Origin of the sequence: Micromonospora sp. NPDC047753 (assembly GCF_040642735.1) — a bacterium.
Classification (GTDB): Bacteria; Actinomycetota; Actinomycetes; order Mycobacteriales; family Micromonosporaceae; genus Micromonospora.
Genome location: NZ_JBEYSL010000197.1, coordinates 1 through 11,319, shown reverse-complemented (window position 1 = coordinate 11,319; position 11,319 = coordinate 1). Strand labels below are relative to the sequence as shown.

At 71.0% G+C, this 11,319-nt stretch carries 12 protein-coding genes; 6 read left to right on the top strand and 6 right to left on the bottom strand.

Going from position 1 to position 11,319, the window contains the following annotated elements; all coding sequences use genetic code 11:
- Positions 1-137: 137 nt before the first annotated feature.
- Positions 138-899: an SDR family oxidoreductase gene (locus ABZ749_RS18015; protein WP_357229072.1), complete on the bottom strand. Its 762-nt coding sequence runs from the start codon at positions 897-899 to the stop codon at positions 138-140.
- 82 nt (positions 900-981) lie between these two features.
- On the bottom strand, positions 982-1,149 hold the full coding sequence (locus ABZ749_RS18010) for a hypothetical protein (protein WP_357229075.1): 168 nt from the start codon (positions 1,147-1,149) through the stop codon (positions 982-984).
- On the opposite strand from ABZ749_RS18010, the gene mshA reads away from it, so the two are divergent.
- Positions 1,105-2,469 (top strand): D-inositol-3-phosphate glycosyltransferase, encoded by a 1,365-nt coding sequence (gene mshA / locus ABZ749_RS18005; protein WP_357229069.1) that lies wholly within the window; start codon positions 1,105-1,107, stop codon positions 2,467-2,469. The two genes, ABZ749_RS18010 and mshA, sit on opposite strands and share 45 nt — an antisense overlap.
- Before the next feature lie 58 nt (positions 2,470-2,527).
- Complete coding sequence (locus tag ABZ749_RS18000) at positions 2,528-3,049, top strand: YbjN domain-containing protein (RefSeq protein ID WP_357229066.1); 522 nt, start codon at positions 2,528-2,530, stop codon at positions 3,047-3,049.
- Positions 3,050-3,501: 452 nt separating this feature from the next.
- Here the strand turns inward: ABZ749_RS18000 and ABZ749_RS17995 are convergent, their stop codons facing one another.
- Positions 3,502-4,347 (bottom strand): hypothetical protein, encoded by an 846-nt coding sequence (locus tag ABZ749_RS17995; protein WP_357229063.1) that lies wholly within the window; start codon positions 4,345-4,347, stop codon positions 3,502-3,504.
- Here ABZ749_RS17995 and ABZ749_RS17990 point away from each other — a divergent pair.
- Positions 4,331-4,654 (top strand): hypothetical protein, encoded by a 324-nt coding sequence (locus ABZ749_RS17990; protein ID WP_357229061.1) that lies wholly within the window; start codon positions 4,331-4,333, stop codon positions 4,652-4,654. The genes ABZ749_RS17995 and ABZ749_RS17990 overlap by 17 nt on opposite strands.
- 365 nt (positions 4,655-5,019) lie before the next feature.
- Here ABZ749_RS17990 and ABZ749_RS17985 read toward each other — a convergent pair whose 3' ends face one another.
- Both ABZ749_RS17985 and ABZ749_RS17980 read right to left on the bottom strand, forming a co-directional pair.
- Positions 5,020-6,315 carry an MFS transporter gene (locus ABZ749_RS17985; RefSeq protein WP_357229058.1) on the bottom strand — a complete coding sequence of 432 codons (1,296 nt, stop codon included), beginning with the start codon at positions 6,313-6,315 and terminating at the stop codon, positions 5,020-5,022.
- Positions 6,316-6,389: 74 nt separating this feature from the next.
- Positions 6,390-7,670: an MFS transporter gene (locus ABZ749_RS17980; protein ID WP_357229055.1), complete on the bottom strand. Its 1,281-nt coding sequence runs from the start codon at positions 7,668-7,670 to the stop codon at positions 6,390-6,392.
- A gap of 152 nt (positions 7,671-7,822) precedes the next feature.
- Between ABZ749_RS17980 and ABZ749_RS17975 the strand changes: the two genes are divergently transcribed.
- A complete protein-coding gene (locus tag ABZ749_RS17975; protein ID WP_357229052.1) occupies positions 7,823-8,590 on the top strand; it encodes a phosphoglyceromutase in 768 nt (255 codons plus the stop codon).
- An 80-nt stretch (positions 8,591-8,670) separates the two neighbouring features.
- Here ABZ749_RS17975 and phoU read toward each other — a convergent pair whose 3' ends face one another.
- Positions 8,671-9,324, bottom strand: a complete 654-nt coding sequence (gene phoU / locus ABZ749_RS17970) for a phosphate signaling complex protein PhoU (protein ID WP_238666950.1) — start codon at positions 9,322-9,324, stop codon at positions 8,671-8,673.
- A 204-nt stretch (positions 9,325-9,528) separates the two neighbouring features.
- On the opposite strand from phoU, the gene ABZ749_RS17965 reads away from it, so the two are divergent.
- Both ABZ749_RS17965 and ABZ749_RS17960 read left to right on the top strand, forming a co-directional pair.
- On the top strand, positions 9,529-10,812 hold the full coding sequence (locus ABZ749_RS17965) for an ATP-binding protein (protein WP_357229050.1): 1,284 nt from the start codon (positions 9,529-9,531) through the stop codon (positions 10,810-10,812).
- A 24-nt stretch (positions 10,813-10,836) separates the two neighbouring features.
- On the top strand, positions 10,837-11,319 hold a 483-nt coding region (locus tag ABZ749_RS17960), incomplete at its 3' end, for a response regulator transcription factor (protein ID WP_357229047.1).

Genomic DNA, 11,319 nt, shown 5'->3' with positions numbered 1-11,319 from the left:
GCCGCCGACGCCTCTTCGATGGCCCGGGTGAACTCCGCCGTCCGACCGAGATTGATCAGCGCGGTCCATTCGCGACTGCGGGGCGCGCACACCCGGCTCACCGCTCGCGAACCGGGCTCACCCCTCACGCAGCATTGTTAGATCCGGTGCACCTTGTGCTGGGCGGCCTGGGCCCGAGGCCGGACCACCAGCCGGTCGATGTTGACGTGTTCGGGACGCGTGGCGCACCAGGCGATGCAGTCGGCGACGTCCTCGGCGACCAGCGGCCCCGGCACCCCGGCGTAGACGGCTGCGGCCCGTTCCGCGTCGCCCTCGAAGCGGACCAGCCCGAACTCGTCGGTCTTCACCATGCCCGGGTCGACCTCGATGACCCGTAGCGGCCGGCCGCACAGCTCCAGGCGGAGCGTGCCGGCGATGGCGGTCTGCGCGTGCTTCGCGGCGGTGTAGCCGCCCCCGCCCTCGTACACGGTCAGGCCGGCGGTGGAGGAGACCACCACGATGGTGCCGGAGCCGGAGGCTTCCAGCGCCGGCAGCAGCGCCTGGGTGACCCGCAGGGTGCCGAGGACGTTCACGTCGTACATCCACTGCCAGTCGGCGACCGAGCCGGACTCCACCGGGTCCAGCCCGCGTGCTCCGCCGGCGTTGTTGACCAGCAGGGTGACCGGCCCGGGTGCCTGGGCGGCGGCTTCGGCCAGCCGGGCCACCGACTCGTCCGAGGTGACGTCGCAGGTCACGGCGGTGGCCTGTCCGCCGGCGGCGGTGATGTCGGCGACCAGCTCGGTGAGCCGTTCGGCGCGGCGGGCGGCGGCGAGCACGTGGAAGCCCTCGGCGGCGAGCCGGCGGGCGGTGGCCGCGCCGATCCCGCTGGACGCTCCGGTGACGATGGCGACTGAGGTCATCCCGACATTGTCACAGCGGGCGTACGACCCGCCCCGACCGGGCGTGCGGCAGTCATGGGCGCGTGTTCGGTGATGAGGTCCGTCACGCCGAGGGGCCGCGCCGGGGAATTTCCGGAGCCCGATGGGGAAGATGACGTCCGGCGTACAGGTTGACCGAGAAGCGCCGGTCGTGCGAGACGGCATCAACCGTGAAGAAGGAGCGGATGTGGCGGAAATGCACACCGGTGTCGGGCGTCAGCGAGGTGCCCAACCGTGGCCCCGGCCTCGCCGCATCGCGACCCTGTCGGTACACACCTCCCCCCTGCATCAGCCCGGCACGGGTGATGCAGGGGGGATGAACGTCTACATCCTCGAAGTCGCCCGGCGTCTCGCCGAGGCCAACGTGGAGGTGGAGATCTTCACCCGGGCCACCTCCGGTGACCTCCCCCCGGTGGTCGAGATGGCGCCCGGCGTGCAGGTTCGACACATCACCTCCGGCCCCCTGGAGGGCCTCACCAAGGAGGAGCTGCCCGGCCAGCTCTGCGCCTTCACCGCCGGGGTGCTGCGCGCCGAGGCGTCCCGTCCGCCCGGCCACTACGACCTGATCCACTCCCACTACTGGCTCTCCGGCCAGGTCGGCTGGCTGGCCAAGGAGCGCTGGGGGGTGCCGCTGGTGCACACCGCGCACACCCTCGCGAAGGTCAAGAACGCCCAGCTCGCCGCCGGGGACCGGCCGGAGCCCAAGGCCCGGGTCATCGGCGAGGAACAGGTCGTCGCCGAGGCGGACCGGCTGGTCGCCAACACCCGGGTCGAGGCCAGCGACCTGCTCGACCGGTACGACGCCGACCCGACCCGGGTGTCCGTCGTGCAGCCGGGTGTCGACCTGGCCCGGTTCCGGCCCGCACCGGGTGACAGGTCCGCGGCCGCCCGCCAGGGCCGTCGCCGGCTGGGGCTTCCAGTCGACGGGTACGTGGTTGCCTTCGTCGGTCGGATCCAGCCGCTCAAGGCCCCCGACGTGCTGATCCGCGCGATCGCCGCGCTGCGGGAGCGCGATCCGGCGCTGGCCGATCAGGTGACGGTGGTGATCTGCGGCGGACCCAGCGGCAGTGGGCTGGATCGGCCGACCGCCCTGATCGAGTTGGCCGCCAAGCTCGGCGTCAGCGACGGGGTGCGGTTCCTGCCGCCGCTCACCGGGGACGACCTTCCGGCCCTGTACCGGGCGGCGGACCTGGTCGCGGTGCCGTCGCACAACGAGTCGTTCGGGCTGGTCGCCCTGGAGGCGCAGGCCTGCGGTACGCCGGTGCTGGCCGCCGCCGTCGGAGGACTGGTCACCGCCGTGCGGGACCAGGTCAGTGGCGTACTGATCGATGGTCACGACCCGGTCGACTGGGCCCGTGCGATGGGTAGCCTGCTGCCGAACCGGGCGCTGCGGTCGGTGCTGGCCCGAGGTGCCGAGCAGCATGCCCGGCACTTCTCCTGGGAACGCACGGTCGCCGGGCTGCTCGGGGTCTACGGGGAGGCCATCGCCGGGCACCGAGCCCGGCTGGCGGCCGACCTGGCGGGTGACCCGGCGCTCTCCTGCTCCTGGTGACCCCCGGGGCCCGATTGTCACCCGGTGCGTGAGCCGAGTCGGTCGTAGAGTGGGTCCGGTGAGCCCGAAGAGCGATCTTGCGACCCTGATCGAATCGGTCTGCGCCGAGCGGGACCTGGCCTGGGAGTCGACCGGCCCCGGTTCGTACGCGGTGACGCTGCCGGGCACCCACAAACTCAAGACGATCTGCAACCTGATCGTCGGCGAGCACGCGCTGCGGATCGAGGCGTTCGTGATGCGCCAGCCGGACGAGCGCCGTGAGGAGCTGTGGGCCTGGCTGTTGCAGCGCAACGCCCGGATGTACGGCGTCTCCTTCTCCACCGACGCGGTCGGTGACGTGTACCTGACCGGTCGGGTCAACCCGGCCGGCGTGGACGCCGACGAGTTGGACCGACTGTTCGGCGCGGTGCTCACGTACGCCGACGAGTCGTTCGACACGATGCTGGAGATCGGCTTCGGCAGTTCGATCCGGCGTGAGTACGAGTGGCGGGTGAAGCGGGGCGAGTCGACAGCCAACCTGGCCGCCTTCGCCCACCTCTTCGAGCCCTCCAACGCCGCCCCCGCCCCCGACCCAACCTGACCCCACCCCCGCCGAACCGCACCGCACCGCACCGCACCGCACCGCACCCCGCCCCGCCCCGCGCACCCCGCCCCGCCCCGCCGCACCGCGCCCCGCCCCGCCCAGCCGATCATGGAGCTGTGGTGGGTGACAAAGTCCTCGCATCACACCAAAACGCGCACCACAACTCCATGATCGAGGGGGTCCAGCCGCGATCTTGCACTTACTGTCCCGGCGTAGGGGGCATTCCTCGCTTTTCCGCGACCGAAAACGCAAGATCGGCGCGGGCAAGGGCGCTACGGCGAGTTGGCGGTGGTTCGGAGTGCTCCTGACGGGTATGCCGCTCCGCGCGGTGCGGCAAGGGACCCCCGCGCGCCGATGACGGAGTGCCAAGGAGCGGAGCGTCCCATGGCTCAGCGGAACAGCTCAGGTCGCGGCGCGACTGCGACCAGGACGAAGCGACAGGCCGGCAATCAGACGCCGGGTACGCCCGGAGTCTCCGAGTCGGAGATTTCCCGGATGCGGGTGGATGACATCCGTGGCCAGCTGCGCAAACGCGGGGTATCCGGGATCTCCGCTCTGCGCAAGCCGGAGCTGGTGAAACAGTTGGTGCGTTCGATGCGGGCCGGAGCGGGTCGGAGCAGCACGGGCCCGTCGGGCCGGGCTGCCGGCACCAGGGCGTCGGCGGGTCGTGCCGCCGCCACCAGGAAGTCGGCGGCCAGGCCGGCGTCGAGCCGCGCGAAGGCCGCGCCGGCGAACAAGAGCGCGCCCGCGAAGCGGGCCGCCGCTACGAAGGCGACGGCCGGGCGGAAGTCGACGGCGGCGGCGAAGAGGGCACCTGCGAAGAAGGCGACCGCCGCTAAGAGGACCACAGCGGCGACGTCGACGGCCGCCCGCAAGACCACGGCGCCGAGCAGGACCACCGCTGCGAGCAGGACCACCGCTGCGAGCAGGACCACGGCTGCGAGCACGACCACGGCCGCCCGGAAGGCCGCCGCGGCGCGGAAGAGCACGGCGGCCCGCAAGACAGCGACGGCGCGTACGGCGCCCGCGCGCAAGGCGCCGGCGAAGAAGGCACCGGCGCGGCCGGCAGCGAAGCGCGCGACGCCGGCCAAGAGCGCGGCAGCGAAGCGCACCGCACCGGCCAAGAGCGCGGCGGCGAAGCGTACGACAGCGAAGCGCACCGCACCCGCCAAGAGCGCGGCGGCCAAGCGCACGTTGACGCCGTCGGCCGGCGGCGGGACGGCGGCCGGCGGGATCCGGACCGGACGGGGTACGGGGCGGTCGGTCCGCAGTTCGCAGGTGATCTCGTCGATCACGGACCGGCCAGAGCGGCCGGGACGGAGTTTGATCACGGCGAACCACGAGGTGATCCAGCGGTGGGCCCGGGAACGTGGGGCCAAGCCGGCGACCATCGCCGGCACCGAGCGGGATGGCCGTGCGGGTGTGTTGACCTTCAACATTCCCGGATACCGGGAAAGTAGCCGGATTCGCGAGATCACCTGGGAGGAGTGGTTCTACACGTTTGACCTGCGGCGGCTGAACCTGATTTATCAGGAACAGTTGCGGAACGGCCGTCAGAGCAGCTTCTTCCGGACCGAGTCACCCGATCGGGAAGACGGTTGAGGTGTTTGCGGGAATGGCCGATGGGTACCCGGCTGTTGCCAACGGACGAGGCTGGAGCAGCGGATACTCGCCAGTTGTGACCGGCGAGACAGCCGTTCTGGGTTGAATCCAGAATCCGGGCGAACTAGCTTTATTGCACCGCGCCACGTTTGGAAACGTTCGGGGGAGCGGCGGATCGATCAGATCCGCGCACCAGACGAGGCGCGAGGGGACGGGTGGAACAACCGTTGGGGGACGGTTCCCACCTGTTTGGACCGGCGGCGTGAGCGGGCGATGCTTACGGGGGTGAGTGTTGCCCGCCGCCGCCGGCCCCGCCTTCGAGCGCCCACCACGACCTCAGGGACGTGGTGGGCGCTTTGCGTCGGTCATCCGATCGGTACGCGGTCCGCGTCGGTTGTCGGCTTTGGGTCGACAGCCCGGCGCAGCCCGGCGACGTGCCGCTCCCGGGGTGGTCCGGCGAGCAGGTGTCCGAGCGCGGCCAGCAGACCCAGCCCGCCCACGATCAGCCAGTGCCGGTCGCCGAGGTGCTGGAGGCTCACCCCGCCGAGGGTGGGCGCGACGAACGCCGCGGCGGGGAACGTCAGGTAGAAGACCGACTGGTAGCGGGCTCGTAGCTGCGGTGGCGCCAGGTCCGCGTTGATCTGCGCGTTGGGCGGGGCGGCGAGCATAGAGCCGACCGTCCAGACCACTGCGGCACCCAGGTAGATGGCCAGTTCGTCGGCGATGGCGAGCGCCCCGAAACCGAGCGCGAGCAGCGCCGTGGAGGCGGCCAGCACCACATCCTTGCGGTGCCTGTCGATCAGCCGGGGCACGAACAACTGCCCGACCACGATCAGCGCGCCGCCGAGCGCCACCACCAGCCCGTACGCCGATGGGCCCAGGCCGTCCGCGCGCATGGCCAGCGGCATGATGGTCGACGTCTGCATGGTGAGTACGGCCAGCACGAAGGTGAGCCCGACGAAGACCAGGAAGGTGCGGTCGGTGAGCGCGGTGTGCAGTCCAGGCCGACGGGCCCGGACGGGTTTCGGTGCCGCGCTGGTGGTGGGCGTGGGGCCGGCCGCTGGCCGGGCCAGCCGCAGGGTTTCGGGCACCTTCCAGGCGATCACGGCGGCGGCGGTCAGTGTGGCGCCCGCGTCGACCAGGAAGAGCGCGGTGAAGCTCGCCTCGGCCAGCACCCCGGCGAGCAGCGAGGCGACCGCCATGCCCAGGTTGAACGCCCAGAACTGGAGGTTGAACGCGCGCGAGCGGCGTTCGGCGGGCACCACGTCGACGATCGCCGCCACGAACGCCGGGCTGGGCATCGAGTGGACCACGCCGATCAGCGCGGAGAGCACGGCGATCAGCAGCAGGGGCCGGGTGAAGGCCAGCGCCACCATCAGGCCGACAGTGGCCAGGTGCGCGGCGAGCAGGGTCGCCCGGCGGCCCCACCGGTCGGCGAGCACCCCGCCGAGCAGCACGCCGGCCGCCCCGCCGGCCCCGTACGCGCCGACCACGGTGCCGGCCAGCGCCTCGCTCGCGCCGCGTACGTCGGTGAGGTAGAGCGAGAGGAAGAGCATGGCGAACGCGCCGGCCCGGTTGATCAGCAGGCCGGCCCAGAGGTACCAGAAGGTGGCGGGTAGTCCGCCTGCGGTGTCGTGCCACCAGCGCCGCAGGGCGTGCACCCGACCTCCCGACAGTTCAGGTTGTTAACTATTTCCCCTGCACAGTAGGAAATCCGGCACCGCCGCGCCACTCGTCACGCCTCGGCGGGCTGTGCCGCGCGGGAGACGGTCGTCGGTGCCAGTGCCTCGCCGGAGTGGCGTAGCGCTGCCGCACGCCGTTCCCGGGCCGGCCCGGACACCAGGTGGGCCACCGCGGTCAGCAGGCCGAGCGCGGCGCAGCCGTACCAGAGGGTGTCGTTTCCGGCGTGCTCGCGCACCAGGCCACCGAGGATCGGCGCGCTGGCCCCGGCGATCTGCCACGAGAGGGAGAACACACCCTGGTAGCGCCCGCGCAGTTCGGCCGGGGACAACTCGGCGATCAGCGTGGAGTTGGAGGGCGAGTTCAGCATCTCGCCGACCGTCCAGATCAGCACTGTCAGCCCGTAGAACCAGGGGGTGCCGGCGAACGCGGTCAGTCCGAACCCCACCCCCATCACCACTGACGCCAGCGCGAGCACGTGTGAGCGGCTCCTACCCCGGATCAGTCGGGGCACGAAGAGCTGGCCGACCACGATGAGGATGCCGTTGAGCGCGATCACCGAGCCGTAGGTGGCGGGGCTCAGTCCGTCGTCGCCCATCGCGATCGGCAGCATCGAGATGTGCTGGAGGAACACCAGCGCGGCGAACAGGTTGAGTGCCACGAAGCCGAGGTAGACCCGGTCGGTGAGGATGGTGCGCAGGGCGCCGCGCGGAGCCGCCGCGGCCGTGACGGCGGTGGCGGGGCCGGCCTGTCGGGTCTCCGGCACCTTGCTGAAGATGATCAACGCGGTGATCAGCATGGTGGCGGCGTCGACCACGAACAGCAGCAGGTAGTCGGCCTGGGCGGCGAGGCCGGCGAGGACGGCGGCGCAGGCGAAACCGAGGTTGATCGCCCAGTAGTTGAGCGAGAAGGCACGCAGCCGATCCTTCGCCGGCACCACGTCGATCATCATCGCCCCGAACGCGGGCCGGGCCGCCTCGGCGAACATGCCGAGCAGCAGCGCGCCCAGCGCCACCGCCCAGAGATCCCGGGCCAGCCCGAGCCCGAGCATCATGGCCGCCGCGCCCACGTGGGCGGTGAGCAGCGTCGGCCGGCGGCCCCACCGGTCGGCGAGGGTGCCGCCGGCGGTGGTGCCGAACGCCCCGCCGACACCCCAGAGGCCGATCACCAGGCCGGCCTGCGAGGCCGAGAAGCCACGTTCCTGGGTCAGGTAGATGGCGAGGAAGACGAGGACGAACGAGCCGAGTCGGTTGATCAGGGTGCCCGACCACAGGTACCAGAAAGTGGTCGGTAGGCCGCCGGTGGTTTCCCGGAACCAACTCCGCATCGTCCGCATATGGCGCCCCGCTTGCAAGTAATGACCGATCTGACTGGCGTGCCTTACAACCCTAGTGGCGGCCGGATTCGCTGGTCATCAGCTTTTTCACGTGGTGGTCGTCACGACGGCTGCCCGCGTGTCCGCCGGGCGGTTGAGGCAGGATGATCCGCATGACTGCGAGCGAAGGGCCCACCGTCGGGACGCTGGTCCTGCTGCGACACGGTGAGAGCGACTGGAATGCCAAGAACCTCTTCACCGGCTGGGTGGACGTCGACCTGACCGCGAAGGGCGAGGGCGAGGCGCGGCGCGGCGGCGAGCTGCTGCGCGAGCACAGCCTGCTGCCGGACGTCGTGCACACCAGCCTGATGCGCCGGGCGATTCGCACCGCCGAGCTGGCGCTCAACGCCGCCGACCGGCACTGGATCGCCGTGCGCCGGTCGTGGCGGCTCAACGAGCGGCACTACGGCGCCCTGCAGGGCAAGGACAAGAAGCAGACCCTCGACGAGTACGGCGAGGAGCAGTTCATGCTCTGGCGCCGGTCGTACGACACGCCACCGCCGCCCATCGACGACAACGACGAGTGGTCGCAGGTGGGTGACCCGCGCTACGCGCTGCTGCCGACCGAGCTGATGCCGCGCACCGAGTGCCTCAAGGACGTGGTCGACCGGATGCTGCCCTACTGGTACGACTCGATCGTGCCGGACATCCTGGCCGGCCGGACGGTGCTGGTGGCCGCGCACGGCAACTCGCTGCGCGCCCTGGTCAAGCACCTCGACCAGATCTCCGACGAGGCGATCGCCAAGCTGAACATCCCGACGGGCATCCCGCTGCGCTACGACCTCGACCCGCAGCTGCGTCCGCTCACCCTGGGCGGCACCTACCTCGACCCGACCGCCGCGAAGGCAGCCGCCGCGGCGGTGGCCAACCAGGGGCGCTGAGCCACCAGAAGCTGAGCCACCCAAAAAGGGGGCCCCTCGTCATCGCGGACAGCGATGGTGAGGGGCCCTCTGCCTGCCGGTCAGTTGCCGCTGGGGGCGCTCTCCCCGGTGATCAGGTAGATCACGTGCTCGCCGGCGTTCACCGCGTGGTCGGCGAAACGCTCGTAGAAGCGGCCCAGCAGGGTGGCGTCGATCGCCGTCTCCACCCCGTACGGCCAGTCGTCGCCGAGCAGCACGGCGAACAGGTTCTTGTGCAGCTCGTCCATGGCGTCGTCGTCGCGGTCCAGCTCGCCGGCGAGGTCGGCGTCGGGCTTCGCCAGCACCGAACCGATCTTGACGGCCATCCGGTCGGCGATCTCGGACATCTCGGTGAAAACCGTTCGCAACTCGGCCGGGACGGCGGGAGAGGGGTGCCGGCGCAGTGCGGTCTTCGCCACGTGCTCGGCGAGGTCGCCCATCCGCTCCAGATCAGCGGCCACGTGCAGCGCGGTGATCATCGCCCGGAGGTCGGAGGCGACCGGCGCCTGTCGGGCGAGCAGGTCACAGACCCGCTCCTCGACGTGCCGGTAGAGGTCGTCGATCTCGGCGTCCCGCTCGATGACCGTCTCGGCGGCCTGCCGGTCGGCGGTGAGCAGGGCCCGGGTGGCCTGGCGCATGGCGGCGCGGACGCCCTCCGCCATGTCCACCAGCAGTTGGCTGACGATCTGGAGGTCGGCCCGGAACTCGTCGCGCATCATCACGTCCTGTGGTCGGTCGCCGCCGACGGGTGCCGGCGCAGGGGGTTGAGCAGGTGCGACGCCAACGGTAGGGCGCGTGGACGGATCCCGGATGAACCACGGTGAACGACGCCAGACGTGGGGGTGAACACTTCCGTAAGTGAGGGTAGTTCGTCCCGTTCTGTGTGGTAGCCAGGTTAACAATGACCCTACGATCGCCGGGTGGAGTGGGCGGTGGCGGTCGTGGTGGCCGTGGCGTTGGTGGCCGGGATGGCCGCCGGCTTGCTGCTGCCCCGGTTCCTGCCGAGGCGGGACGGTCGCTCCACGTCGACGGGGAGCGTCAGCTTCCGCTGGAACAGGGGGAGGCCCGCGATAGTCGACGAGCAGCAGGCCGGGCTCGGTCGTCGGACGATCGACTCCCTCCGGGCCGGTGTCGTGGTTCTGGACAACGACGATGTCCCCGTTCTGATCAACCCGGCCGCCCGCGCGATGGGGCTGCTGCGTACCGGCAGCACACCCGGCTCCATCGCCGCGCACCCGCTGATCCGTACCCTCGCCGGGCAGGTGCGACGCACCGGCGTGCGACGCGAGATCGAGCTGGACCTGCCCCGAGGTCGCGACAGCGCGGGGGAGAACCCGCTCGGCGTGCACCTGCGGGCAATGGGTCTCGGCAACGGGTTCATCGCGGTCGAGGCGGTCGACGTGACCGAGTCGCACCGGCTGACCCGGGTACGACGCGACTTCGTGGCGAACGTGAGCCACGAACTGAAGACCCCGATCGGTGCTCTGCAACTGCTCGCCGAGGCGTTGCTGGACGCGACCGAGCCGGCCGACGCCGCGGCGCCCGACCTCTCCGAGGACCTGGTGGCCGCCCGTCGGTTCGCCGAACGGATCCAGCACGAGTCGACCCGGCTGGGTCGGCTGGTACAGGAGTTGCTGGAACTGACCCGGTTGCAGGGGGCTGAGCCGCAGCCGCCACCGGAACCGGTCGCGCTGGACTGGGTGATCGCCGAGGTGGTCGACCGGACCCGCACCACGGCCTCCGCCCGGGGTGTCGCGGTGACCGTGGACGGGCAACGTGGCCTGACCGCGTACGGCAGCGACAGCCAACTCGCCACTGCGGTGGCGAACCTGGTGGAGAACGCCATCAACTACTCGGGCGAGGACACCACGGTGCGGGTGACCCTGCGGGGCGACGACGAGCACGTCGAGGTCGCCGTCGCCGACCAGGGCATCGGTATCGCCCCCACCGACGTGGACCGGATCTTCGAGCGGTTCTACCGGGCCGACCAGGCCCGCTCGCGTGCCACCGGCGGCACGGGGCTCGGCCTGGCGATCGTGAAACACATTGCGAGCAACCATGGCGGACGGGTCGAGGTGTCGAGCACTCTTGGTGGTGGATCGACGTTCACCCTCCGGCTGCCCGCCAGTCCACCGGATGACCTCCTGGCGACACTGCCGCCGGTTGGGATCGAGTCCGGTCCGACTGGTCTACGGCAGGTCTGACAGCAGATGGAAAGGAAATCCCCGTTGAGCCGCGTTCTCGTGGTCGAGGACGAGGAGTCGTTCTCCGACGCCTTGTCGTACATGCTCCGTAAGGAGGGCTTTGAGGTTTCGGTCGCCGCGACCGGCACCGACGCCCTCACCGAGTTCGACCGGACCGGCGCCGACATCGTGCTGCTCGACCTGATGTTGCCCGAGATGTCGGGGACCGAGGTCTGCCGGCAACTGCGGCAGCGCTCCGCCGTGCCGATCATCATGGTCACCGCTCGGGACAGCGAGATCGACAAGGTGGTCGGGCTGGAGATCGGCGCCGACGACTACGTCACGAAGCCGTACTCGCCGCGGGAACTTGTCGCCCGGATCCGGGCGGTGCTGCGCCGGCAGAGCCCGGAGGTGGCCGAGGCGGGTGCGCCGACGCTCGCCGCCGGCCCGGTGCGGATGGACATCGAACGGCACGTGGTGACAGTCGACGGCGGGGCCGTGCAGCTGCCGCTGAAGGAATTCGAGTTG